24 protein-coding genes and 1 pseudogene are annotated in these 24859 nt (G+C 56.9%); 12 read left to right on the top strand and 13 right to left on the bottom strand.

The genetic code is table 11. From position 1 onward, the window contains the following. The 3 genes from H6F75_RS15275 to H6F75_RS15265 form a co-directional block, all read left to right on the top strand. On the top strand, nucleotides 1-204 hold a 204-nt coding region (locus tag H6F75_RS15275; RefSeq protein WP_190752254.1), incomplete at its 5' end, for a transposase. Between the two features lie 521 nt (nucleotides 205-725). Further along, the gene (locus H6F75_RS15270) at nucleotides 726-932 is read left to right on the top strand and encodes a DUF2281 domain-containing protein (RefSeq protein WP_190753323.1); all 207 of its coding nucleotides are present in this window, start codon (nucleotides 726-728) and stop codon (nucleotides 930-932) included. Beyond that, nucleotides 922-1335, top strand: a complete 414-nt coding sequence (locus tag H6F75_RS15265; protein ID WP_190753322.1) for a PIN domain-containing protein — start codon at nucleotides 922-924, stop codon at nucleotides 1333-1335. The genes H6F75_RS15270 and H6F75_RS15265 overlap by 11 nt, the downstream gene beginning before the upstream one ends. Before the next feature lie 33 nt (nucleotides 1336-1368). On the opposite strand, the gene H6F75_RS15260 is transcribed toward H6F75_RS15265, so the two are convergent. The 4 genes from H6F75_RS15260 to H6F75_RS15245 all read right to left on the bottom strand — a co-directional run bounded on the left by H6F75_RS15260 (nucleotide 1369) and on the right by H6F75_RS15245 (nucleotide 3295). Beyond that, nucleotides 1369-1944: a Uma2 family endonuclease gene (locus tag H6F75_RS15260; protein ID WP_190753321.1), complete on the bottom strand. Its 576-nt coding sequence runs from the start codon at nucleotides 1942-1944 to the stop codon at nucleotides 1369-1371. Nucleotides 1945-2036: 92 nt separating this feature from the next. Continuing rightward, nucleotides 2037-2258: a hypothetical protein gene (locus tag H6F75_RS15255; RefSeq protein ID WP_190753320.1), complete on the bottom strand. Its 222-nt coding sequence runs from the start codon at nucleotides 2256-2258 to the stop codon at nucleotides 2037-2039. A gap of 95 nt (nucleotides 2259-2353) precedes the next feature. Continuing rightward, the gene (locus H6F75_RS15250; protein ID WP_190753319.1) at nucleotides 2354-2638 is read right to left on the bottom strand and encodes a hypothetical protein; all 285 of its coding nucleotides are present in this window, start codon (nucleotides 2636-2638) and stop codon (nucleotides 2354-2356) included. Between the two features lie 303 nt (nucleotides 2639-2941). Next, on the bottom strand, nucleotides 2942-3295 hold the full coding sequence (locus H6F75_RS15245; RefSeq protein ID WP_190753318.1) for a hypothetical protein: 354 nt from the start codon (nucleotides 3293-3295) through the stop codon (nucleotides 2942-2944). A gap of 387 nt (nucleotides 3296-3682) precedes the next feature. Between H6F75_RS15245 and H6F75_RS15240 the strand changes: the two genes are divergently transcribed. The 3 genes and pseudogenes from H6F75_RS15240 (at nucleotide 3683) to H6F75_RS15230 (ending at nucleotide 9434) form a co-directional block, all read left to right on the top strand. Next, nucleotides 3683-4042 (top strand): hypothetical protein, encoded by a 360-nt coding sequence (locus tag H6F75_RS15240; protein WP_190753317.1) that lies wholly within the window; start codon nucleotides 3683-3685, stop codon nucleotides 4040-4042. A gap of 290 nt (nucleotides 4043-4332) precedes the next feature. After that, nucleotides 4333-6744, top strand: coding sequence for a prolyl oligopeptidase family serine peptidase (locus H6F75_RS15235; protein WP_190753316.1), 2412 nt, complete (start codon nucleotides 4333-4335; stop codon nucleotides 6742-6744). Between the two features lie 137 nt (nucleotides 6745-6881). Then, nucleotides 6882-9434, top strand: a pseudogene (locus tag H6F75_RS15230) (glycogen/starch/alpha-glucan phosphorylase). Between the two features lie 47 nt (nucleotides 9435-9481). On the opposite strand, the gene H6F75_RS15225 reads toward H6F75_RS15230, so the two are convergent. Beyond that, the gene (locus H6F75_RS15225) at nucleotides 9482-9892 is read right to left on the bottom strand and encodes an HNH endonuclease signature motif containing protein (protein WP_190753315.1); all 411 of its coding nucleotides are present in this window, start codon (nucleotides 9890-9892) and stop codon (nucleotides 9482-9484) included. A 2-nt stretch (nucleotides 9893-9894) separates the two neighbouring features. Beyond that, a complete protein-coding gene (locus H6F75_RS15220; protein WP_190753314.1) occupies nucleotides 9895-10248 on the bottom strand; it encodes a hypothetical protein in 354 nt (117 codons plus the stop codon). Between the two features lie 43 nt (nucleotides 10249-10291). Here H6F75_RS15220 and H6F75_RS15215 point away from each other — a divergent pair, with 43 nt between their 5' ends. Beyond that, complete coding sequence (locus H6F75_RS15215) at nucleotides 10292-10828, top strand: adenylate kinase (protein WP_190753313.1); 537 nt, start codon at nucleotides 10292-10294, stop codon at nucleotides 10826-10828. Nucleotides 10829-10874: 46 nt separating this feature from the next. Here H6F75_RS15215 and guaA read toward each other — a convergent pair whose 3' ends face one another. The 3 genes from guaA to H6F75_RS15200 all read right to left on the bottom strand — a co-directional run bounded on the left by guaA (nucleotide 10875) and on the right by H6F75_RS15200 (nucleotide 14918). Beyond that, a complete protein-coding gene (guaA, locus tag H6F75_RS15210; RefSeq protein ID WP_190753330.1) occupies nucleotides 10875-12422 on the bottom strand; it encodes a glutamine-hydrolyzing GMP synthase in 1548 nt (515 codons plus the stop codon). Between the two features lie 364 nt (nucleotides 12423-12786). After that, the gene (cbiD, locus tag H6F75_RS15205; protein WP_190753312.1) at nucleotides 12787-13911 is read right to left on the bottom strand and encodes a cobalt-precorrin-5B (C(1))-methyltransferase CbiD; all 1125 of its coding nucleotides are present in this window, start codon (nucleotides 13909-13911) and stop codon (nucleotides 12787-12789) included. Continuing rightward, entirely contained in the window at nucleotides 13908-14918 is a 1011-nt protein-coding gene (locus tag H6F75_RS15200) for a hypothetical protein (RefSeq protein ID WP_190753311.1), read from the bottom strand. The genes cbiD and H6F75_RS15200 overlap by 4 nt, the downstream gene beginning before the upstream one ends. A gap of 50 nt (nucleotides 14919-14968) precedes the next feature. Here H6F75_RS15200 and H6F75_RS15195 point away from each other — a divergent pair, with 50 nt between their 5' ends. Then, nucleotides 14969-15529, top strand: coding sequence for a hypothetical protein (locus tag H6F75_RS15195; RefSeq protein ID WP_190753310.1), 561 nt, complete (start codon nucleotides 14969-14971; stop codon nucleotides 15527-15529). Between the two features lie 88 nt (nucleotides 15530-15617). Here H6F75_RS15195 and H6F75_RS15190 read toward each other — a convergent pair whose 3' ends face one another. Together H6F75_RS15190 and H6F75_RS15185 are read right to left on the bottom strand one after the other, a co-directional pair. After that, nucleotides 15618-16961 carry a TldD/PmbA family protein gene (locus H6F75_RS15190; RefSeq protein ID WP_190753309.1) on the bottom strand — a complete coding sequence of 448 codons (1344 nt, stop codon included), beginning with the start codon at nucleotides 16959-16961 and terminating at the stop codon, nucleotides 15618-15620. A 153-nt stretch (nucleotides 16962-17114) separates the two neighbouring features. Beyond that, nucleotides 17115-18599 carry a TldD/PmbA family protein gene (locus tag H6F75_RS15185; protein ID WP_190753308.1) on the bottom strand — a complete coding sequence of 495 codons (1485 nt, stop codon included), beginning with the start codon at nucleotides 18597-18599 and terminating at the stop codon, nucleotides 17115-17117. A 420-nt stretch (nucleotides 18600-19019) separates the two neighbouring features. Between H6F75_RS15185 and H6F75_RS15180 the strand changes: the two genes are divergently transcribed. After that, a complete protein-coding gene (locus tag H6F75_RS15180) occupies nucleotides 19020-19448 on the top strand; it encodes a response regulator (RefSeq protein ID WP_347710657.1) in 429 nt (142 codons plus the stop codon). Between the two features lie 6 nt (nucleotides 19449-19454). Here the strand turns inward: H6F75_RS15180 and H6F75_RS15175 are convergent, their stop codons facing one another. Both H6F75_RS15175 and H6F75_RS15170 read right to left on the bottom strand, forming a co-directional pair. Then, the gene (locus H6F75_RS15175) at nucleotides 19455-19850 is read right to left on the bottom strand and encodes a DUF2294 domain-containing protein (RefSeq protein ID WP_190753307.1); all 396 of its coding nucleotides are present in this window, start codon (nucleotides 19848-19850) and stop codon (nucleotides 19455-19457) included. A gap of 116 nt (nucleotides 19851-19966) precedes the next feature. Continuing rightward, nucleotides 19967-20683, bottom strand: a complete 717-nt coding sequence (locus H6F75_RS15170; protein WP_190753306.1) for a response regulator transcription factor — start codon at nucleotides 20681-20683, stop codon at nucleotides 19967-19969. Between the two features lie 216 nt (nucleotides 20684-20899). Here H6F75_RS15170 and H6F75_RS15165 point away from each other — a divergent pair, with 216 nt between their 5' ends. The 3 genes from H6F75_RS15165 to H6F75_RS15155 all read left to right on the top strand — a co-directional run bounded on the left by H6F75_RS15165 (nucleotide 20900) and on the right by H6F75_RS15155 (nucleotide 24776). Further along, complete coding sequence (locus tag H6F75_RS15165) at nucleotides 20900-23071, top strand: PAS domain-containing sensor histidine kinase (RefSeq protein ID WP_190753305.1); 2172 nt, start codon at nucleotides 20900-20902, stop codon at nucleotides 23069-23071. Nucleotides 23072-23292: 221 nt separating this feature from the next. Continuing rightward, nucleotides 23293-23901 carry a CPBP family glutamic-type intramembrane protease gene (locus tag H6F75_RS15160; protein ID WP_190753304.1) on the top strand — a complete coding sequence of 203 codons (609 nt, stop codon included), beginning with the start codon at nucleotides 23293-23295 and terminating at the stop codon, nucleotides 23899-23901. A 389-nt stretch (nucleotides 23902-24290) separates the two neighbouring features. After that, complete coding sequence (locus H6F75_RS15155) at nucleotides 24291-24776, top strand: GNAT family N-acetyltransferase (protein ID WP_190753303.1); 486 nt, start codon at nucleotides 24291-24293, stop codon at nucleotides 24774-24776. The last annotated feature ends 83 nt before the right edge of the window (nucleotides 24777-24859 follow it).

Below are 24859 nucleotides of genomic sequence, written 5' to 3'. Positions count from 1 at the left end.
GCCACCTTTCATCACGGCGGTCGGATTGTTCAGTTGATTGAGGCCGCAGACTGTCAGGTCGTTTACCTTCCACCCTATTCCCCCGACCTCAACCGGATTGAAAAGTGCTGGGGTTGGTTAAAGAGCCGGATTCGCAAACACCTCCCCCATGCTGACGGCTTACGTGCCGCTATTGAAGTCGTGCTCAAGCAAGCCGCGTCCTAACCTAGATGACCACAGCTATATCCCACTAAGAGTGCCATTTAATTATCTGTGCGCATAGTGATTGATCGATTAAGATGCAACTTCAAGAGATGATTTCAAACCCAATAGTGATTGCGGCATTCATCAATGTATCTGCTGTTGTTTTAATCTCTACCTTCAGCCCAATCCTTCAGAATAAGCGCGATAATCAGCGGTAGGCAAGGGAAAAACTCTATGACTTACATGCAGAAACCTATGAGAGCTTGACTAATTTGTTGAAAGCGATTTCAGTATCGAGGTCGTCGATTGAAATAACTGCGGGCTTTTATGCATCAACAGGTGCTTTAGGTCGATTGAGATTAGCCTATACAGATAAACAGTTTGAGGAGATATTGTTGATTGAGAAGACCTTAATAAATTTATATAACGGCGGATTAATTCAAAGTGATGAGAAAAAGAATTTAGAGAAATTCAGGAAACAAATACTTGCGATCGCTCAAAGCGACTCAAGACTAAAATATTTATTCAAGTAGGAGAGACTAATGAGTACAGCAGAAAGCATTTATGAACTCGTTAAAACACTACCCGAAGAAGAGGCTGGCATGGTTCTAGAATTTGTGGAGTTTGTGCGTCAACGAGCTCAATCTAAAGCGAAGGGTCTAACAGCTTCTAATTTTATTGGGTTTCAAGCCGTATCCTTAAACACTAAAGGCTTCACATTCAATCGAGACGAGGCTAATGAGCGATAAAGTATTTCTCGATACCAATATCATTATCTACGGCTATTCTCAAGATGAGCCAGACAAACAGCAACGTGCTCGCGAATGTTCCCAAACTAACGAATCCTGGATTAGTACTCAAGTTTTGAACGAAACTGTCAACACTTTGAAGCGCAAGTTCTCTCTAAACTATCGTCAGATTGGTGCTGTTGTTGACGAGCTGAGCCAGCAATCACAGATAGCTATCGTCTCGTTGAATACTATTCACAAGGCTTTAGAGATTGCCCAACGCTATCAATATAGCTACTTTGACAGTCTGATCGTTGCCAGTGCCCTTGAAGTGGGGTGCGATCGCCTCTACAGCGAAGATCTTCAAGATGGACAAGAAATAGGCAACGTACTCACCATCATCAATCCATTTAGAGACATTTAGAAGCGGTACAACGTAAGCCACAGAATCTATTACCTATTCGACTATGGACGATCGCAAAAACTCCCGCACTGTAATCTCGCAATCGGGAAATGTTAGAGGTGCGATCGCATCACCCTCATTGAGCTTTTGCTCCACACCATATCCCTCTGCCTCTGGCTGCCGAAACACATACAGACAGCGCTCCTGCACATCTAAAATCCAGTACTCTGCAATCCCCGATCGCCCATACAACGGCACCTTTAAATCGCGATCGCGCCGCAGTGTACTGTCGGCTACCTCAATCAGCAAAAAGATTTCCCCCGGCGTGGGGTGGTGGTCTTCGTAGTCCAGCGGGTCAATGTGAACAACCGCCACATCCGGTTCCGGCTCAGAAAAGTCGTTGAGCTGCACCGGGTCTTGAAATCTCAGCAGCGCCCGCCCCACCAACAGCCGTGACAGCACCCGATCAATGCGTGTGACCGCCGCGCTGTGGGCTGTTCCCTTAGCTGCCATCGTATAGAGTTGTCCTTCAATCAATTCCACCCGTTCATCTGCCGCCAAAATCCCTGCTGCTACCATGCGGTGATAGTCTTGCACGCTTAGCGATCGCAGGTCTGTGGCAGCAGTCATAGGGTTATGTAGGGGTGATGCCTGCTCTCATTGTGGCACAGGGGTTTTGTCTCGCTTAATTCCACTAAACGAGTGGGTGTCGAGCAAAAGCTTTATCCTTCACCCAGCCAAAAGCTGTCGGGCAAAGGATCATCGAAATCATCCGCCACAACGAATGCGCCTGGATGCAGATCTGGTTGGCGTTGTCTTGGAGACGAAGCTTCAGGCTGGGCTGGCATTTTGGCCTCAGCCCATTGCAATAAACGAGTCGCAAGATGAAACTGCTCTTGCCAACTCAAGAGTTGAGCCTCTTGTATTAATTCTTGCAGTGTCATTAGGCATCATCTCCAAGAAAGCCTGCCTTTAGGATACCTAATGCCCATAGGGAAGATCCCTGGGTTCTTGCAGAACCCAGGGATCTCATTTGCCGCTAACTCAACTGCCGATCGCGCAGTAGCAAGCTAAACACCTCGCCCTGCTCCGGCGTGATCAAAATCCCTGACTCGGGGATGGTGAATAGGCGGCTCCACTCCAAGCGCTCGGCGTAGTTCAGCAGATGCAGGTGGTTGATGGCCCCCTGCACCCCTTCCGGCGAGCCAATCACCAAATGGCGCAATCGCTCACGCCCCGCCTGGGCAGCCGGATTCGCCAGCAGCAGGGGATTGGTCGCCTGCCGGTTCTGGGCAGACGACACCAAATATGGCAAACACAACATAATCGGGTTCCTTTCCGATGAGACAACGGGGAAGAAACCCAAAAACTTGGCCGCCCCAGACATGTGCAGTTCAGGACGGCCAGGTAAAATCACCTTAGCCTCCGAGACAGCGACTCCTGTCGACGGGGTTAGCCGCTGGTTGGTGCGCCAACACCTTCCAGTGGCGTTAGACCAAATTTTTGGGAAGCTCAGACTGCACGCACACAGCCTTAGCGCAGTAATTTACCCTATTTAGATCCCAGAATCAAGTCACAATTGCTACCTCCTGAGAAATCGGGTTTCTGATCTGCTTTCAGCTTGAAGCTAAACATTGAAGCTCCCAGAAACCGGGCTTCTGTAGCCGCAGACCTTAAGGATGCAGGAGGTCAATCGCTTCGTATCAGCGCTCAATTCTTTGCTGTTGCCGCTCACGTTGTCGTTGTGCAACGCCTCATTGTTAAGTGAGCCACCGACAGTGCCATTGTCTATCGCCAACATCTTTAATGCAGCACGGCAATGCTTTAGTGTCACCGCTGCATTCTTTAGTGTGAGACCGCAATGCGTTAATGCGATCGCACAACATTCAATTGTCAGGCGGCAACATCTTAAGTTGCGGCGCGACAATGCTGCTGCGATCGCGCAATTCTTTAAGTTGTCAATACACAATGCTTCTGTCATAGAGCAACTTCGAATAGTCAGCCGCCACACTCTTACCTGTTCTATTCACAATGCTGCTGTCATTGGTGTAAATCGACCATTCAAGCTCTGCTTCAAAGTTGCTGTTCCTATACCTGCTACGACGGGATGCAGCATTCATTCAAGCTTCATTGAAACCTCTAGTGTCTGGTCACAATCTTTCAAATTGAGGCTGTGATCTGCTTCTTGCACCGGGCAATCTTGGCAATAGACGAGACAACTAGACGCTGCGCCCCAACCGTCGTCTCTCACCGCCTGCCCTGAAGCCTTTCGTCGCTCCCCCAAAACCTCCGTCACCAGTCCTGAACTTTCTTCAGGCAGGCTATTTGATCGCGCCCGTATATAAGCCATCACCCAAGGTGTATCACCATGCCCATTATCAACATCACCCGTCGTCTGCCCGGCAAAACCATTAGCAACGACATCGACTCCCTCAACGGCCTCGGCACCGTCGAAGGCTACACCCCCGTTCGCACCGATGCGTCGCCCGACGCCCTCAAAACCAGCTTCAACACCATGTTGGCCAGGCAGCAAAAAGAAACCAAGCTGCAAGCGATGGTCAAAGCCGCCGCCGATGCCGCCCGCCAGGCCGAATGGGAGTTTCACAACTCCATTCTGGGCATGAAAGAAGCCGTGCGGGCTCAGTTTGGCCCTGACAGCAACGCCGCCCAAGCCATCGGCTACAAGAAAAAGTCAGAGCGCAAGCGCCCCCGCCGCCGCAGCGCCTAGTTCGTTAGCGTTCCTACAACGTGTTTCCCCCTGATGTCCAGCCCGTGGTTTTCCCCACGGGCTTTTTTTGTGGATGAGCCATCATCAGCCTCCCTCACCCCCAGCCCTTCTCCCTTGGGAAGAGGGGAGCCAGAAACGCTCAAAGTCCCTCTCCCTGAGGGAGAGGGATTTAGGGAGAGGGCAGAGTGAGGGATTTAGGGAGAGGGTCAAGACAGAGGCACGGCGTGTACAATGCTTGGCTTATCCCAACTCGGTTGGGTTACAGTCCTGAATTACCAGTGGCAGCATTTATGACAGCAACAAGCCTAGGGGCAGCCGACGATCGCCTGCAGTCGGCAACCGGGTGGCAGGCTCCCCCCAAAGACGTGCTAGAGGTGCTCCACGCTCCGCAACTCCCCTACGTGTGGACGGCACCAGGGGGAGCGCATCTGCTCCTTGCTGATCCGGTGCTCTACCCTCCCCTCGCCGAACTGGCTGCACCGATGCACAAGCTAGCCGGCATCCGGCTCAACCCCCTGCTCAACGACCACCATGGCCGCCATGGAGGAACCTACCCTCGCCTCGTTCAAGTCGAGAACGGAGCCACAGCCCAACTCGACCTACCCGAGGATGCCGAGATTCTCAGTGTGAAATGGACGGCGGATGGACAGCGATTCGCGCTCACCGTCAGGCATCGCGATCGCATTGGGCTATGGGTCGGCTCGGTGGCGAGCGACGTGGTCGAGATAGAGGGGCTAGCGCTCAACCCGCTGCTGGGCAACGCCGTGAGCTGGCTCCCCGATCAAAATCGACTGCTGGTTCGCCGCATCCCGCTGCGGGGGCCAGCGCCTGAGCCGCCCGCCACTCCAGCGGGGCCAGAGATCATGGAAGGAGCGGGGGCATCGTCGCGATCGACCTACGAGGCCCGCAACCTGCTAGAGACAGCCCACGACGATGCCCTCTTCGAGTATTACGCTACCTCTGAGCTGGCGATCGTTGACCCGGCCACTGGCCAGGTCAATGTCATCGGTGCCCCTGCGCTTTACACCAAGGCTAAGTTCTCACCCTCCGGGGAGTATCTGCTTGTCAAGCGTTTGGTTGGCCCCTGGTCTCACGAGGTGGCCTGGTGGCGCTTCGCCAACGAGACTGAGGTATGGAATGACCAGGGCCAGTTTGTTGCAACGATCGCATCTTTGCCCGTAGCCGACGCAGTCCCAGCCCACGGTGTGCCCATCGGCCCCCGCTCGGTGGCCTGGCGTTCTACTGCGCCGCATACGCTCTTTTGGGTTGAGGCGCTGGACGGTGGCGATCCTGTGGCCAAGGTGCCCCATCGCGATCGCCTCATGCGTCTAGAGGCTTCCTTCACGGCACCGCAGCTGGTTTTTCAGGCCGAGCACCGCATTCAGCCCCAACGAAGTGGTTGGACGGCGGAAGGCAGCACGCTGATGCTCACCCAGCGCGAGCGCATCCGCCGCTGGCGCTACGTCTGGCTACTGGATGTGGATAACGGCACCTCGCGCTTGTGGTTTGATCTAGACGAGGGCGATCGCTACGGCAGTCCGGGCCACCCCCTATTTCACACCTTGCCCAACGGTCGCCAGGTGCTGCGCCAGCAGGGAGAAGCGGTTTACTTCAGCGGCAGTGGCGCGACCGACCAGGGCGATCGCCCGTTCCTCGACCTGCGCCATCTAATCACTGGGGAGACTGAGCGGCTGTTCCGCTGCGCACCCCATCGCTATGAGTATGTAGTGGCCTTTGCCGGTGACGACAACCGCGTCGTGTTGCGCTCCGAGTCGGCGGTAGAGGTACCCAACTACTATTTGGCCACCTTTGGTCAGCCGATCGAGGCGGCTGAGGGCGAAGCCACCCGCGCCCTAACGCGCCAGCCGATCACACAGTTCGAAGACCCTACCCCTCAATTGCGCGCGATCGAGAAACGGATTGTGCGCTACGAGCGCAACGACGGCGTTCCGCTCAGCTTTCACCTATATCTGCCCCCTGGCTATCAGGAGGGCACACCGCTGCCCACGGTGCTCTATGCCTATCCCCTGGAATACTCGGGTGCAGCTACGGCTGGACAGGTGAGCGGCTCAGCCCAGCGCTTCATGCGCCTGTACGGCCCCTCCCACCTCTATTTCTTGCTCCAGGGATACGCGGTGCTCGACCAGACCGCCATGCCGATCCTCGGCGATCCGGAGACCGCCTACGACACCTTCATCCCTCAGCTGGTGGCCGACGCAGAAGCGGCCGTAGCCAAGGCCGTCGAGATCGGCGTGGCCGATCCTGAGCGCATCGGCATCATTGGCCACAGCCACGGCGGGCTGATGGTGGCCAACCTATTGGCACACACCGATCTATTTCGAGCCGGCATCGCTCGCAGCGGCTCCTACAACAAAACAAATCAGCCTTTTGGCTTCCAGGCCGAGCGGCGTTCTCTCTTTGAAGCGAGGGATGTTTATGTTCAGCTCTCGCCGACCTTCTTCGCTGACCAGATCAACGATCCGGTTCTCATCATTCACGGTGACGACGACTCCAACCCTGGCACCCCCCCGTTTCAGTCCCAGGTCTTCTACGAAGCGGTGCGCGGTGCGGGGGGCACGACCCGGCTAGTGCTGCTGCCCTTTGAGGATCACGGCTATCGAGCCAGGGAGAGTGTAGAGCACGTGCTCTGGGAGCAGTTCCGGTGGTTCGACCAGTATGTGATGGGCAAGCTTGCTAAATAGGCTGACGCTTGCTAGGTTCGCTATCTCGCCATCTTTAAACTAATCTTAAATCGTGCTCTAGACCACACCGTGCGATCGCCTAGTTTCATTTGATCAATAGAGTCACTCACTGCACCCTGACCCAGGATCGATCACCCATGGATACTCCCTCCCCTGTAGATGTTGCTGTATCCACCGCCTTAGCCAAAGAGCGCACCGCCACCGACATTGAGAGCATTAAGCGGGCGTTTCTCAACAATCTGTTTTATGTGCAGGGCAAGCCGGTGTCGCTGGCCACCCAGCACGACTACTACATGGCCCTGGCCTATCTGGTGCGCGATCGCATGCTGCACCGCTGGAATGGCACCGCCGAGAGCTATACCCAGCACCGCGCCCGCACGGTCTGCTACCTGTCGGCGGAGTTTTTGATGGGGCCACACCTGGGCAACAACCTGCTCAACATGGGGCTCTATGAGCCGGCCAGGCAGGCGATGGAAGAGCTGGGCCTCGACTTCAACGAGCTGCTGGCCCAGGAAGAGGAGCCGGGTCTGGGAAATGGCGGCCTGGGGCGACTGGCGGCCTGCTACCTCGATTCTCTAGCGTCGCTAGAGGTGCCCTCCGTGGGCTACGGCATTCGCTACGAGTTCGGCATTTTTGAGCAAGACCTGCGCGATGGCTGGCAGGTAGAGCGCACCGACAAGTGGCTGCGCTACGGCAACCCCTGGGAGGTCGTGCGGCCCGAGTGGTCGGTGGAGGTCAAATTGGGCGGCTACACCGAAACCTACACCGACGACCAGGACCGCTACCGAGTGCGCTGGGTGCCCGATCGCGAGGTGCTGGGCGTGCCCTACGACACACCGATCTTGGGCTACCAGGTCAACACCGCCAACACCCTGCGCCTGTGGAAGGCCGAGGCGATCGAATCCTTTGACTTTGCGGTGTTTAACCAGGGCAACTACTACGGCGCCGTCGAGCAAAAAGTCGCCTCAGAAAACATCTCCAAGGTGCTCTACCCCAACGACGAAAAAACCGCCGGCAAGCAGCTACGCCTAGAGCAACAGTTTTTCTTTGTCTCCTGCTCCCTGCAAGACATGTTTCGCATTTTGAAAGGGCAGGGCATGGCCGTGGAGCAGTTCCACGAAAAGTTTGCCATTCAGCTAAATGACACTCACCCGGCGATCGCCGCTCCCGAACTGATGCGCCTGCTGCTCGACGAGCACGGCCTCGACTGGAGCCTGGCTTGGGAAATTACCCAAAAGACCTTGGCCTACACCAACCACACCCTGTTGCCCGAGGCCTTGGAGAAATGGCCCGTCAGCCTGTTTGGTCAGCTATTGCCCCGCCATTTGCAGATCATTTACGAAATCAACAACCGCTTCCTCGACCTGGTGCGGATGAAGTTTCCCAAGGATGCGGCCCGCCTGGCTCGCATGTCGCTAATTGACGAAAGCGGCGATCGCTACGTGCGCATGGCCAATCTGGCCTGCGTCAGCAGCCACACCATCAACGGCGTCGCCGCCCTGCACAGCGAGCTACTCAAAGAGACCGTGCTGCGCGACTTCTACGAACTCTTCCCCGAAAGGTTTTGCAATAAAACCAACGGCGTTACCCCCCGCCGTTGGATGGTGCTCAGCAACCCGCGGCTGAGTACCTTGATCACAAGCCGGATTGGCGATCGCTGGATCAAGCACCTCGATGAACTCAAGGCGATCGAACCCTTGGCCGACGACGCCGGTTTTCGAGCCGAGTGGCGGGCGATCAAGCAGGCCGTCAAGCGCGAGCTGGCTGGCCGCATCCACCGTTAGCACGGCATCTTAGTCGACCCTGCCTCACTGTTTGACGTGCAGGTGAAGCGCATTCACGAGTACAAGCGCCAGCACCTCAACGTGCTGCACATTGTCACCCTCTACAGCCAGCTAAAGCAAAATCCCAGTTTAGATATCACGCCACGCACCTTTATCTTTAGCGGTAAAGCGGCCCCCGGCTACCACATGGCCAAGCTGATGATTAAGCTGGTCACTGCCGTAGGCGACATGGTCAACCGAGACCCCGACCTGCGCAATCAGCTCAAGGTGATCTTTCTGCCCAACTACAACGTCACCAACAGCCAGCGCATCTATCCGGCGTCCGACCTCTCCGAGCAAATTTCCACCGCAGGCTTTGAGGCCTCGGGCACCGGCAACATGAAATTTGCCATGAACGGAGCGCTGACCATCGGCACCCTAGACGGCGCCAACGTAGAAATTCGCGATGCCGTCGGCACTGAGAACTTCTTTCTCTTTGGCCTCACCGCCCCCGAAGTAGTGACTCTCAAAGCCGACGGCTACGATCCCTACAGCTATTACCAGCGTCATCCCATGCTCAAGGATGCGATCGACCTGATTGCCTCTGGCCACTTCTCCCACGGCGATGGTGATCTATTTAAGCCCCTGCTCGACAAACTGCTGTACCACGATCCGTTCATGCTGCTGGCTGACTATCAGGCCTACATTGACTGCCAAGAGATAGTGGGTCGCGCCTACAGCGATGCCGACAGCTGGACACGCATGGCGATTCTCAACTCGGTGCGGATGGGAAGCTTTTCGAGCGATCGCTCCATCGCCGAATATTGCAGCGAAATCTGGAAAGTCAACCCCTTCCCCGTCGGCCTGGTAGACTACGGCGAAATCGGTGGGGAATCTGACGGCAAGCTCACCTGCAAGCTGAGCTAACGTTCTCAAGATCGCTAAACTGACTGTCGTTTAAGGGGAGTAGTGGTTTAAGGATAATGACCAGCCGCAATCAACCCTTTACGCTCTTGTAGGCGATCGGGGTGATTCAATTGGAGGATAAAAACCGTGACTCTGCCTGCTGCTGTTTGCGGAACAATCGTGGCTCCATCCAACTTAAAGTGCTCTCGCCAGTTCTGAGTTCTGGGGTTGAAAAAAGGAGTGAGTTGATTTGTCTCTGGATCGATAGAGCCCAGATCGGTGCCTTTAGCCCGGTTGCAGTAGGGGCAGGCTAGGGCAAGGTTGTCTAAAGAAGTTGTGCCACCGTGCTTTTCAGCGATGATGTGCTCCATCTCGAAGGCAAGTAGGGTGACGCTTTGGGGAAAGCGGCAGTATTCACAGCGATCGCCCGCCCGGTCAGTTACCTGTTTTCTCAGGGCGGCGGATATGTAAGTCCCCATGGCTACTGTAGCTGTGCCAGGGCGTGGGTCTTAGCAAGGCGCACCAGGTGCTCTAGGGTCAAATAGCGCTCTAATTCGACTTCACCCTTAGCAGAAAGTGTCCCAGCTTTGCTCTCGGCCAACAGCTCGCTGACCCGCTCTTGAAACTCTGGGGAAGGGCGTAAGGCTAAAATTTGGTCTGGAGTCGGCTGACTAGCTAGGAGGGCAATAATGTCTTGCTCGTCAAGAAAATTAGAGAGACGCTGTTGAGACTGAAACTCTTGTAAGCCAAGCTCTAGCACCTCTGGCAGTTGAGATTGAAACTGCTCAAGCCGATGGGCTAGATCATCAGGGATTTCAATGGTGATTTGCGCCATGGCAGGTTAAAGGTATGAGCACTACATCACGATGGATAGTGGTATGAGACGAATAGCCATCGTTGGAACTACCGGATCAGGTAAGACAACTCTAGCGCGGCAGGTCGCTCAGCGCTGTCTGCTCTCCCATGTTGAGCTAGATGCCCTACAGTGGGAGCCAAATTGGACCCCTACGGAGCCTCAAGTCTTTCGCGATCGCGTGAGGTTGGCGTTGAGCGGCGATCGCTGGGTCGTAGACGGCAACTACAGCGCCGTGCGCGACATTGTTTGGAGTAGAGCCGACACGGTCGTATTTCTGGATTACCCGTTTGGGCTGGTGCTGAGGCGGCTTTTGCGGCGCACTTGGCGGCGATCGCTTCACCAAGAAGAGCTTTGGAACGGCAATCGAGAGACGTTTCGACAATCATTTTTCAGCCGCGATTCGATTCTGGTTTGGCTGTTGCGCACCTACTGGAAAAAGCGTAAGCAGTATCCGGCCCTGTTTCGGCAACCGGAGTATGCCCATCTAGCTACCGTGCAGCTGCGATCGCCCAAAGCAGCCGAAAAATGGCTGCTCTCCTGTGAGCAACATTCGGTGTGAGCCGAGTCCATACACTGCCCGGCTCACATCGAATGTAAATTTCGAGCTACTCCCACTCAATGGTGCCAGGCGGCTTCGAGGTGATGTCGTAAACGACCCGGTTAACCCCTTCCACCTCGTTGACAATGCGGTTCGAGATTGTCTCTAGCAGGTCGTAGGGCACCCGCGACCAGTCGGCGGTCATGCCGTCTTCGCTGCTAACGAGGCGCAGCACAATCGGGTAGGCGTAGGTGCGCTGGTCACCCATCACACCCACGCTGCGCACCGGCAGCAGCACCGCAAAAGCCTGCCAGAAGTCGTGGTACATGCCCTGCTTGGCGATCTCATCGCGCACCACAAAGTCGGCGTTGCGGAGAATCTCCAGCCGCTCTTTGGTGATTTCGCCAATGATGCGAATCGCCAAGCCAGGACCGGGGAAGGGCTGACGACGCACGATCTCTTCGGGCAGACCGATGGAGCGGCCCACCTTGCGGACTTCGTCTTTGAACAGCTTGCGCAGGGGTTCCACCAGCTTGAATTGGAGGTCTTTGGGCAGACCGCCGACGTTGTGGTGGCTCTTGATCTTCACCGCCACTCGCTCCCCGGTCTTGGGGTCCACATTGGTATCGGCGGACTCAATCACGTCTGGGTATAGCGTGCCCTGGGCGAGGTAGTCGAAGGGGCCAAGGCGCTTCGACTCTTCTTCAAACACGCGGATGAACTCGTGGCCGATGCGCTTGCGTTTGACTTCGGGGTCAGTGACACCTTCGACCTGAGCGAGGAAGCGATCGCGCGCTTTAACGTGAATCACTGGAATATGAAACTGTTCGGCAAACAGCTTCACCAGGCGCTCGGGCTCATCTTTGCGCATAAAGCCCTGGTCGATAAACATGCAGGTGAGCTGGTCGCCGATCGCCTGGTGCAGCAAAAAGGCCAGGGTGGACGAGTCTACTCCACCTGAGAGGGCCAGCAGTACTCGCTTGTCGCCCACCCGCGCCCGCACCTCGCGAATAGCGTCTTCCACAAAAGCTTCAGTGGTCCAGGTGGGCTGACACTCGCAAATGTGGTACACAAAGTTTCGAATCAGGGCGATCCCCCCTTTCGAGTGCACCACCTCGGGGTGAAACTGCACCCCGTAGAGCTTGCGGGCATGGTCGGCCACGGCGGCGCAGGGGGTGTTGTGGGTGTGGGCCAGCACTTCAAAGCCGTCGGGAAGGCGGGTCACCGAGTCGCCGTGGCTCATCCACATGGTGGTGGCGTCTTCGACGTTGGTCAGCAGGTCGGTGGGGTCGTCGATGAAGAGATCGGCCTTGCCGTACTCGCCCCGATCGGCGCGCTCGACCTGGCCGCCAAGCTGCTGCACCATGAGCTGCATGCCGTAGCACACCCCCAACACTGGAATGCCCAGTTCCCAGATGGCGGGGTCGCAGTGGGGGGCACCGTTGTCGTAGACCGAGCTAGGTCCGCCGGAGAAAATAATTCCCTTGGGGTTGAGCTGCTTAAGTTGCTCGGCAGTGGTGCGGTAGGAGAGCACCTCTGAGTACACCTCGGTTTCGCGAATGCGGCGAGCAATTAGCTCAGAGTATTGAGAGCCAAAGTCTAGAATCACCAGCATTTGGCGGTTGAGGTCTGGGAGCGAGGCTTCCCCAAGGTTGGCAGTGGGTTCGGTTTGAAGGGTCACGATGGGTTAATCCTGCAGGTGATAGTGAATTCGAGTGCGGTGCGATCGGGGTATAGCTACTGGCCTAAAAAGTTGAGGGTACCTAAGGATGCCATAGGATAGGCATTCTACAAATGCTGCTGGGTGAGACAGATTTCCAAGCCAAAGCTGGCTTGGCTCTTAGACTACTAAAATGAACAACCCTGAATGCTTTTTGGCTAAAAACGTCTAGAAGTGGCAGCCGCGCCTTGCCCTAGCACGGCAGGAGGAATAGATAAGTAAAAGACGGCTATAGGATTTTTGTAAAAAAATATTCCTTTCAGTCTATCAAAACTTGATCGAACAGAGTCTGACCGCGATCGCTTCTAGCCACGATTTGCCGCTGGCGGTCAAACACCATCGACCCCACCGTTAGAGAGCTACCCGTATGGGCATGAACGTAGGCGGCAGCCCGCTCGTCAATGCGCTCCACCACGTGCTGATAGACGCGCTGAGCCAGCTCACCATCCTGCCCTCTCAATATCCCCAGTCCGGCCTCTACTGTTTTGGCGTTGAGAACGGCTTGAATAATGGGCAGCGGCACATCCTGCCCAGCGCAACAGGCGGCAAGAATCTCCTGGCGACCGTCGGCGACATGGTGGTGGGTGTGAAAGATCCCCCCAGCCAGCTTGATCAGCTTGCCGTGGTACCCCAGCAGCAGCACTCCGGCCACCCCTAGCTGCCCCGCCTCCACCAGCATTGGCCCCAACCAGTTGGCGGTTTTCACCCGGCAGTCGGGGTTAATCCCCAATTTCACCGCCAGATCCAGCCCGTTTTCGCCCAGGCAAAAGACCAGGTAAGAGTGCTGCGCAGCTTTGTCTCGCAAGATTTCTCTCGACTGCTCAAGCTGCCCCGGTGCGCTCAGGGGTTGAGAAATACCGCTGGTGCCCAGCAGCGAAAGCCCTTCGACTACACCAAAAGCAGCGTTAGAGGTGCGCTCTGCCAGGGCGCGACCCTCGGGCAAGATAATCGTGACGCGGAGGGTCTTTCCAAGTGGCAGCAGAGGAGTCAGGTGGTGGGTAATTAACGCTTGGGCATAGCGATAGATGGCTGGTGCCCCGTCCCGATCGAGCTGCCGGCCGATGCCCTCGCCCCCCTCCAGCTGGATGGGGTCAGTCTGAGCGTCATCCCCCCAAGCCACCACAGACCAAAGCGGGGTGTAGCGGGTGAGATCTAAATTATCGCCGGGATCGCTGTGGGTAACGGCCAGCACCGAGCCATCGGGTAGAGGGGCCAGCTGAGCAATGGGAATGTCGGCGAGTTGGGGCGGATTGAGCAGATCGAGGGTGATGGTCTGGGGGCGATCGTGGCTATCCACCAGTTGCCGTAGGGCGGCCACTGCTCCGGCACAAGCAAATACTGGCAGCGTATGGCCAGGGCGGGGGGAGGACGAAGCAGAATTCATGGAGCACCGTCGGTCGTCGAGTCGGGCCAGAGGGGTAGAGCCTGCACCTGCTCCAGGGTGAGATCGAGATAGGTAGTGCCTTGGGTAACGCTACCCTCCACAGGGTCTTGGCCGAAGTAACCGCGATCGCCGTCGTGGGCATGGGGGCCGCTGGCGATCGCCTCATACTTGCCGTCCCGCAGCGCTCGGTTATAGGGCGACCCCACGGTCCAGCCCCAGCGCGAGGGAAACAAAATTAGCCCTAGGTTATCAATCCGATCGCCCTGACCATGGAAGTGATAGACCTGCTCAACCGTATCAAAGCCCTCCTCACCGTCAAAAACACCGCCAAAGGAGAGCACCGTGATCTCAACCGACAGCCATTCTTTTAGGTAGGGGGCCGCTCCTAGGGCGACCTGAGCTCCACCACTAGTGCCCGCTAGCACCAGCTGAATGGGTTGCTCAGCCTCCAGGGAAATGGCCTCTGTTTTTGCCATGCGCTCTAGAATGGTGGCGGCCGCCCCCCGGTTATAGGCCTGCCCGTAGCGGTTATCGGCGGAGAGGGCCAGCCGCCACAGGTTGCGAATCTTGATTATCAGGCGAGCTAAGCTGTCTTCCTGGCCGGGGCGATCGCTGAGCCGCCACAGCCAGCGAAAGAAGGGCTGACTACCGACATTGTCGCTCACCGCCGAATAGGGAAACACCCCACGCACCACAACACAGCCCGGTACCGCTGCCGCCATTTGGTTCAAAAAGGCCTCTTCCCCTGGGTCAAGGTCAACGTCAGCGACATTACCTACCCCAGCTAAAAATACTAGATAGCACTGTGGCCCCACCTCGGTCGTCGTTGTCCCGGCAGGCAGATTAGGGCGCTGCTCAGCCAGGCCGTTGCCATCCCGCAGCCACCACGACAGGGTACTAATCGGCGAGACCGTTCCCCAAGCCAAAAAGAATATTCCCAGGGCGGTCAACAGTTTGCTGGTGTCGCCCAACGATCGCGCGATCAGAGTTTTCAGCAGAGATTTCATTGGCAGCAGCCCCAGGGGTAGACTGGGCCAGGCGATAACGGACACATTGTATGGGTCAGCGGCAGTCAAGCAAGGGGTTACGGCGGGTGCTAGCCGATGCCCTAACGCTAAACCAAGATTTTTATGAGCACAGCCACCGCTACCCAAGGGCAGAACGGGTTGCCCAGGGTATTGTCGGGCTCGCCGCCCTCTCCCACGGGCTGGGCAGCGGCCTCATTTTACTGCTTTACCACCCTTCCCTGCTGCAGCTAGTGGCCGGGGTGTTGATCAACACCCTGACTGTGCTAATTGGGTACTACTTTTGGACCTACGCGCTCTGGAAGGTCAACACCTACATGGCACCGCCCACGCCCCCCTACCGGGAATTGCTGATCCCGGTAGGGTTTGCCTACACCCCCCAGGTGCTGAACCTGCTGACAGTAATTCCGCTGCTGGGGCGACCGATCACGCTGGCTCTGGCGGGGTGGACGCTGCTGGGGGCGATCGCCGCTGTCCGCGCCGGGCTCAACATTGGCCTGGTCAAAGCGGCCTTGCTGGCGGGCACGGGCTTTACTCTGGTGCAGGTGGGCATTGGCCTGGTGCAGGCGGGCGTGCAGAACTGGGTGGCCTGATAAAGGAAACGGTCAACAGGTGCAAGGTATCGGGTTCAAGGTTTAAGGTCATCCCTTGAACCCGATACCTTACCCCTTCAACCCTGATTTACCCCTCTCCAGTAATGGATAGAGCATCGACCCAGATCCGGGGGCACAGACCGCCGGGGGTAATTTCGGCTTCGGGCTCGATATGGACGATCGCCTTGAGTAGCTCGCGGAAGTCACCCGCTACGGTGGCCGACTCAATGCTGGTGCGATCGCCGTCATTCACCAGCCAGCCGTCAAAGGGCAGCGAGAATGACCCCTGAAGCGCATTTACCCCGGCATGGAGCGCCTGCAAGTCATCGATAAAAATTACGTTCTTGGCATGCTCCAGGCTGAACTCGGTCGAGGCTTCGGCCCCCGGCAGCACCTGGTAATAACTGGGGCCGACGGAGACCTTCGCCCCAATGCTGGCGTGGCCCGTGGGGCTGGTCCCCATACGCTTAGCCGTACCTGCACTGTGCAAAAACTGAGTCAGCACGCCCTGCTCAATAATTGGCACCCGGCGAGTGGGGGTGCCTTCACCGTCAAAGGTTTCAGCACTGACATTCTCGGGGTGCAGGGCGTCGTCGTACACCGACAGCAGCGGCGAGGCCACCACCGTCCCTAGCGAATCCGCCGTAGACAGGCTGCGGTTATCCAGCACGCTTTGAGCGTTGTACATGTTCGAGAACGCCCCCAGCAGACTCAAAAATGCCTCCCCGGAAAACACTACCCGGTACTTACCCGAGGCCACTTTGTCATAGTCAAGGTGGCTGATGGTTTTTTCCGTAGCTTCCTTCAGGCAGCCCTCAATATCTAGCAGAGGCAGACCTCGGTTGACCCGCATCGCCCCAGCCGAACGGGGTTTGCGCCCCTCCTGCTCGGTTTTGCTATAGAGATACAGCGAAGCATAGGAGCGTGCCTCCTGGCGCAGTGCCCCGGCGCTGTTGAGATAGAAGCGATCGATCGCCCGCTGAGCCAGACCGTTATAGGGCACGCTGGCGATCGCCGGATGCGCCGCCAACAACTGCTTCTCTGCCTCTACCAGGGTCGAAATCAGGTCTCCCACGGGGGCAGGCGGTACTGTTTCCACCTGCACATCGGCAGTAGGAGCCACGGCTTCAGGGCTAAAGTCGGGAATGTGGTCATCGACCCCAAAAGCGCTCGCCTCCTGGGCCGTTTGCAGCGCCAAATCCATGCCCAGCGGGTCGACGTCACTGGTGGAGGTCACCCCCACCTTGCCGTCCGGGTTCCACACCCGCACAATCACGCTGGAGCGGTTCGAAGCCTTAACCTGCTTGGGGTCGCCCTTGTCGACCTGCACGCTGGTTTCGTCTACGGAAGACCCGTACACATCATATTTAACGATGCCGAGCTTCTTCGCGCTCGACTCGGCGTAGGCGGCGATGTCTTGGATGGTGGGCATAGGGGAAAAGAGTGGATGGGTGGATGGGTGAAGGGTGGGAGGGTAAAGGGCGGGTGGGTGAAGGAGGAAACTGTTTAACTAGGAGGAGTGGTAATGGCTTTGGCAACTTGCCCAACCCATCCACCCATCCACCCCCTTCACTCATCCACTCTCCTAACGTCCGCCGACGGTAATCGAGTCAACTTTCAAGTGCGGCTGCCCCACGGTGACGTAGATGCTGCCGCTGATCGAGCCGCAGAAGCCCGCCGCAAGATCTAGATCGTTGGAGCACATGGAGATCTTGTCCATAATCTCGGTGGCTTCGCCGATCAGGGTCGCGCCCTTGAGGGGTTTGGTGATTTGACCGTTTTCGATCAGGTAGGCTTCCGACACTGCAAAGTTGAACTGGCCGGTGGGGCCGACGCTGCCGCCGCCCATCTGCTTGCAGTAGATACCTTTTTCCACCGAAGCAAACAGCTCCTCTACCGAATAGTCGCCGGGGGCAATGTAGGTGTTGCGCATGCGGCTGGCGGCAGCGTAGGTAAAGCCCTGACGACGACCGCTGCCGGTGCGGGGGTGGCCAGTGCGCATAGAGCCCGCACGATCGCTCAAAAAGTTCTTCAGCACGCCGTTCTCGATCAGCAGGGTGCGCTGGGCGGGCATGCCCTCGTCGTCCATGTCGATAGTGCCAAAGGCATCGGGAGAAATTCCCTCATCCCAGGCAGTGAGGTTTTCGTGGGCAATCTTCTGGCCTTTCTTGTCGATGAAGGGGGTAGTACCCCGCTCAATTTGGGTGGTCTCTAGCAGGTGGCCACAGGCTTCGTGGAAGATCACGCCGCCAAACTTGTTGGCCATGATAACTGGATAGCTGCCCGACTCGACGTAGTCGGCGTAGAGCATCTTGCCCGCTGACTCAGCTACATCAGCGGCAGCGGTGGCATAATCCCACTGGCGCAAAAAGGCCGGGTCGCTGGTGTCGCCCGCCCGCTGGCCAATGGAGGAGCGGTGCTCGCCGTCGGCGCACAGCAGGTTGTAGCCCACCGATTGGGTGAGGCGAATGTCGCGGGCAAAGGTGCCGTCGCTGGCGGCCACCAGCACCTCCTGCCAGTCGCGGAAGTAGACGGCGCGGCGCGACTGCACGTGGCTGGCCTTCTGACCCAGAGCACCGTTGGCGGCCAGCAGCACGTCGCCCATTTCCTGCATTGAGCTGCACTGACTCAGCCAGCCGTCTTTGCCTTTGGCGGTGGCGTAGTCGCGCAGCAGCTCCAGATTAATTTCGGCCAGATTGGTGTGGGGGCCGGGCAGGGTGAGCCCCATAATGGCAAGGGCTTTGTCGAGGGCAGCCTTGAGGCCATTAAAGGTGAGGTCGTTGGTGCTGACGTAGCAGTCGGCCTGGCCGCGAAACACGCGCACCCCGGCCCCTGTCACCAGGCGGGGCGACAGGCTGGTGATGGCGTCGTCTTCGGCCTGACAGCTAATGTAGTTGTTGCGCTCTAGAAAAAATTCAACAAAGTCGGCCCCGGCGGCGCGGCCTAGCCCGAGCAGGGTCGATAGGGTGGCCTCCCAGGCGCTGTCGAAGCGATCGCGAGGGGCAGCATAGTCCCGCTGGAGCAGGTCATTGGTCTTGAGCAGCGGGGTTGGGAAGGGTGCAACCGTCATGCCAGTGAATCCTTGGTGGGGTGAGGGATCGTCCCATTGGAACCTTCACAGTCTAACAAACCTACCGAATTGAAGCCGGGTAGCACTGCTTGTAGATAGGCAGAGCAAGGCGATGTCAACTCAACGGCCTGTGCAACTGTTAACCTCTGTTGCCAAAAAATTAATTGTTGTTGAAAGCTGTATCCATAAAACGGCTGTGTTAAGATAGCTCAAAGATTAAGAAAAACAAAAGTTTTTCGATTTTTCCAGCTCTGCTACACCTTGCCTTCAACCCCTGTAGGCTAGGTTTTGAGCAGACCTCAAGCTACTCATAAAGCCAATCCCTTTACGTGCTCATGTTGACCACGAACGGAATGCCTCTCTAGCAGCTTCTAGTGTCGACTAGTCTGCACCTTTAGGCCCCAACAAGGAGATAGTCCTGTGGTTGTACAAACAACAGCTCCCAAGTCAAGCCCTGTACAGTCTCAAGTACCCCTGGTGCTAGTTGTTGACGACGACGACGATAGCCTGACGCTAATGGCTTATATCCTGGAGCAGCTAGCTTGCCAAGTCTGCTTTGTCGCCGATGGCTTCGCCGCTCTAGTGGCGGCTCAGCAACATCACCCAAGCTTAATCCTGTCCGATATTCACTTGCCTGAGGTCGATGGCTACAGCCTGTTGCGGCAGCTGCGAGCTGACGGCAGTACCAAAAATATTCCGGTGGTGGCCGTGACGGCCTTGGCAGGTAGCGACAACCAACGCAAGATTTTAGCGGCTGGGTTCGACGACTACATCAGTAAGCCCTTTTTGGTACAGTCTGTCGAACAGCTCGTCGGTCGCTTTATCGGTGTGGGACAGCCCGTTGGCTGAGCAAGGCTAAGACGCCTTGGCGGCAGGGCGAACCTCTGGTGGGTCAGACAAAATGATCACGATGCCAGTGCGCCCTGTCTCTAGGGTTGCATCGGTCATAATATCGACCACTTTGCGATCGAGAGCCTGCTCAGTGATTTCAATGATCTGCGGGCGCAGAGCCGTCACTAGATCGGCCCGCACCTGTTCGGCGAGAGCTGTATCTCCGGTTTCAACCAGCAGCTGTTCGGGCTTGGTCACCGAATCTTCGATCACCAGCAGCAACTTTTCATCGAATAGCTGGCAGGTGATTTTGCCAATAGCATGGTTGAGCTGTTCGCGGTAAAGCCGCTGGAATTGCTGAGTTAAGTTCCGCTGAATCTGACCGGCTGTGGGGAGCAGAGCAGAAGGGGTAGTGTCCATAGAGTGCTTTAGGTTGACAGTTGGCTATAGGCCCTAATTCAAGGGTATAGCCAACTGTGAAACTATTGAAGCAGGTCTCTGTTTGCCAAAGGCACCGGCCATGCCCGAGAGCGTCCCTAGGTCACAAGCCCCGATCGCAGGGCGCGGACAGCCGCCTTGGTGCGATCGTCTACCCCTAGCTTATTGAGAATGCTGCGCACGTGGGTTTTAACCGTGCCAACGGTGATGTAGGAGCGCTCAGCAATCTCAGCATTGCTACACCCACCCACAATCAGTTCTAGAATTTCTAGCTCACGCTCGGTCAGCGGGTAGGATTCTAAAATTTGCTCAAACTCAGGCTCGATCGCCTCGATAGAGACAGTGCGGTTGCCAATGGCCATCGCCCCCGCGGGGGTTTTACGCACCTGGCGCAGCACCACACTGGCCACGGCAGGATCAATCCAGGAGTTGCCTTCGTTGGTCTCACGCACCGCCACAATCAGGTCGTCAAGCTCGGTCTGCTTCATGCAGTAGGAGTCAGCACCGGCGGCAAAAGCAGCCATAACTGCGGCTTCGCTGTCGTGCATGGTGAGCATCAGCACCCGGGTCGGGGTGCCCTCAAGGCCGCTCTGACTCTGACGCAGACGCTCTACTAGCTCAATGCCGTCAATGTCGGGCAAGCCAATATCGACAATGGCGATGTCGGGTCGCTCGGTCTCGAGCAGGCTCAACCCGCGAGCACCGTTGGCGGCTTCGCCCACAACCGTCATATCGGGCACCCTCTGTAGGGCTGCCTTGAGGCCTAGTCGAGTAAGGTCGTGGTCTTCAATGAGTACAATGCGAATGTCTGTCATTAGATGGCCTCCTAAACGAGGCATTAGAAACGGTTGTGGGCGGCTCGTCTTCGCCCAGAGTGCCATGATTATGGACTAACTATAGGGTATCAGCACATACCCTTGGACAGACCTAGATTGGGCAAAGGCTATATCCCCAGACAGACTTTGCTCGGCCAGTGGGCCATGCGTCAAAATCGCCTGCGAAATCAATACTTCTCACGATAGGGATAAGCCATGGTTGAGTACTGGCAGTCTTTGCGATTGGGGCCATATATTCCCCATGGGCACTGCTATCTGTGGCAGCCTGGCCTGGTGTGGCTGCACCTGTTATCAGACGCGCTGATTGCGCTGTCGTACTGGACGATTGCGGCAGCCCTAATCTACTTTGTGCAGCGGCGGCCCGACGTTCCCTTTAGACCTTTGTTTTGGCTGTTTGCAACCTTTATTGCGGCCTGCGGTGCCACCCACCTGCTCTCGGTGTGGACGCTGTGGTTTCCCACCTACTGGGTGTCAGGGACGGTGAAGGCTCTGACGGCGCTGGTATCGCTGGCCACGGCGTTAGAGCTGGTGCCTCGGCTGCCGCTGGCGCTGGCCCTGCCCAATGCCACGCAGTTAATGGATCTAAACCAAGCGCTACAGGATGAGATTGGCGATCGCAAGCAGGCCGAAGCCAGCCTGCGCACCGCCGAGCAGGAGGTGCGCCAGCTTAACCAGACCCTAGAAGACCGGGTGCAGCGTCGCACCGCCCAGCTCGAAGAGGCGAAGCAGCAGATCGAAACACTGCTAGAGCAGGAGCGCCAGGCCCGCGTCACCCTACAGAGCACCACTACCAACTTGCAGGAGACGGCGGAGCGCCTCAATCTGGCCCTAAGCGCCGCCCAGATGGGCTCCTGGGACTGGCAGCTCGACACCAACACTCAAGTCTGGTCGCCGCAGACTGAGCGCATTATGGGCTTTGAGCCCGGCACGGTTTCCCACACCGCTGAGGTTTGGGCTGAACGGGTGCACCCGGAAGATTTGCCGAGAATCCAGGCGTTGGTGGATGATGCGATCGCCACCCAGACCGAGTTTGTAGGGCAGTACCGCATGCACTGGCCCGATGATACCTGGCACTGGGTCAGCGTCTATGGTCGCGTGGTGTCGGTTAAAGATGGGCGCGCCCAGCGCCTGGTAGGCGTCGTGCAAGATATTACGGTCGCTAAGCAGGCCGAGCTCAATTTGCGAGCCAGTGAACGACGGTTTCGGGCTGTCTTTGAGCAGGCGGCAGTGGGCATGGCTCGCCTTGATTGGCAAGGACACTGGATTCAGGTGAACCAAAAGTTCTGCGATATCTTGGGCTATCGGCCCGAGGAGTTGATCAATCGCTCCTTTCAATCGATCACCTATGAGGGCGATCGCCAGCAAGATGAGTATTATTACCACCAGCTGCTCACCGAGCACACCCCCTGCCAGTTTGAGAAACGCTACCTGCGCAAGGATGGTACTCCCCTCTGGACGCTGGTTACCGCATCGGTCGAAAGCGACGAGGCCGACCGCCCTCTAGCGTTCATTGCCATTATCGAAGACATTGAAGACCGCAAAGCGGCCCAAGAAGAGCTGCTGCGTCGGGCTGACGAGATGGCCAACACTAATCTAGTGCTGGCCCACACCACCGCTATGCTAGAACAGCGCAACGCTGAGCTGGATCAGTTTGCCTACGTGGCTTCCCACGACTTGAAGGCACCGCTGCGGGCGATCTCTAACCTGGCCGACTGGATCGGCGAAGACTTAGAGGGGCAAATCCCGGCCGAAAACCGTCGTCAGCTCGACCTGCTGCGCAGTCGCGTCCAGCGGATGGAGGCCCTGATTAACGGTCTGCTGGAATACTCGCGGGTGGGCCGTCGTCAGCGCAGCATGGTAGCCGTAGACCTCAACCTTCTGCTAGACAACGTGATCGATTCCCTCGACCCGCCGGAGCAGTTTCGGGTGGAGGTGCCAACCGATCTGCCCACCCTCTACAGCCACAAAACAGCTCTAGGGCAAGTGTTTGCCAACTTGATCAACAACGCCATCAAGCACCATCACTGCGCTGGCGAAGTCTGTCCAGAGGGCAATCGCGGCACCGTGCGCATCACCTGGCAAGACCAGGGCCAATGGCTCGAGTTTGCCATCGCTGACGACGGCCCCGGCATCGCCCCTCAATATCACGACAAAATTTTTACCATCTTTCAAACTCTTAAGGCCCGCGACGACTTTGAAAGCACTGGCGTCGGCCTGGCGGTGGTCAAAAAAATCGTCGAAGCCGAAAATGGCCGTGTGTGGCTCACCTCGTCGGTGGGCGAAGGGGCGACCTTTTACTTCACCTGGCCCTTCATCAAAACGCCGTCCGCCCAGGATAGTGAAGATCTTACAGACCCTAACTCATAGCTGTGAAGCGCCTCGCATCCGCAACAGTGAAAGAAAGCCATTCCGCGATCGCCCGTATACAGCAGAATGAAACCCGTAAGCTATGGAGCACATTCCATTCTTTGCTCCGTCTTGCTTCCTGCGTCCTTTTGGGCGAGCTACCTGTCCTGTGGCCGATCAATTAAAACGAGTTTCTGCGATCGCTTCGTTAAGATAACAATGCCCTCAGCATTGAGATCTCTGTGACCCAGCCGCCCCCAAACTCAGACCCGCAGCCCGATCCCCAGCTTGAGCCCCTAACCCGAGTGCAGGTGCTGGTGGCGATGGGCGTAACAGCGGTGGTGCTGCTGCTGATTTCTAAAGCCTGGCTATACTTTGACCCAGCAGAACTAATGCCGGTGCAGCTGTCTTGGACAGATGGTCTGCTGGGAGTGGGATTGGGGTTAGCAATCACCCTGGCCAGCGGCGTGGTCTATCGCCTGTGGCCCGCCTACCGCCAAAGCGCGGATACCTACCTGACTCTGGTGCTTCAGCCCTTGCAGTGGCCCGACCTAATCTGGCTGGGGTTACTGCCAGGGCTAAGCGAAGAACTACTGTTTCGAGGAGTGATGCTACCTGCTATCGGCATGAACACCCTGGGCATCGTCGTATCAGCGGCCAGCTTTGGGGTGCTGCACCTGAGCAGTTTGCAGCAGTGGACCTACGTAGTGTGGGCCACGGCCATTGGTCTGGTGCTGGCGATCGGAGCGGTGCTGACAGGTAACCTGCTCGTGCCGATCGTGGCCCATACGGTGACGAATCTGGTCTCTAGCATCGTGTGGAAGCTGCGTCAGCAAAGCACAACGGCGTGATTGAGGGATTTAGGTTACGGGGTGTAAGGTCTAGGGTCTAAGGTTCAGGGTTTAAGGAGTACCCCTATACCTTGAACCCTAAACCTTGAACCGTTCCCGAAACCCCTTCTGCATACCGTTGTCAGAGCTTCTTGGCAATGTCAACAGAATTCGAGTTTTGGTATACCGTTATTCAAAAATTCTGTTTATTCTGTCTGAAGAGCATAGCGCTGGGCGCACCCTCGACTTTGCTCCCGCAAATATATAAGCCGGTAGATCTTGATTCTGCTGTGAGTTGTCTACCCTGGCAGAGGGGTTCTTCGCTAGCTAAGCGATAGAACCGGCATATTTTTTGCGATTAAGCTAACCCACTGAACCTTAGCCCTAGTTGGGATGTGAGCAGGTTGTCGATGGATTGCAGCGCTATTCAGTTTAAGTACGCTGAGCAGTTTTCTACCGCTGATTTAGACCAGTTAGTGAAGCTGTTTCAGACAGCGGCGTTTTGGGCCAAAGATCGCACGCGGGAGGATATGGAAACGGCGATCGCCCATAGCTACCCCGTTGTTACCGCCTGGGATGGCGCTGCGCTAATTGGCTTTGCCCGCGCTACCTCCGATGGGGTGTTTCGGGCCACCATCTGGGATGTGGTGATCTCGCCCGACTACCAGGGCGGCGGGCTGGGCCGCAGGCTAGTGGAAACCTTGGTGGCTCACCCCCACATGAGCCGGGTCGAGCGAGTGTACCTGATGACAACCCACCAGCAGGGGTTCTACAAGCGCATTGGCTTTGAAGAAAACGCCTCCACTACGATGGTGCTCTATAACAGTGCCGAAATCGAGATGCTGCCGCCCCTAGGCTCTCCCGCTGAAGCACCGGCTGAAATCACGGTCGGTTAAGAACTCATGTGCGGGTCATAACTCCTCTGGAGGTAAGGTAAGCTACCATTTTATTGGCGGCTCCGGGGTGGAGCCGATATTTA

Origin of the sequence: Nodosilinea sp. FACHB-131 (genome assembly GCF_014695395.1) — a bacterium.
Classification (GTDB): domain Bacteria; phylum Cyanobacteriota; class Cyanobacteriia; order Phormidesmidales; family Phormidesmidaceae; genus Nodosilinea.
The sequence above is the reverse complement of the archived record's forward strand: the minus strand, read 5'-3'. Positions and strand labels throughout refer to the sequence as shown.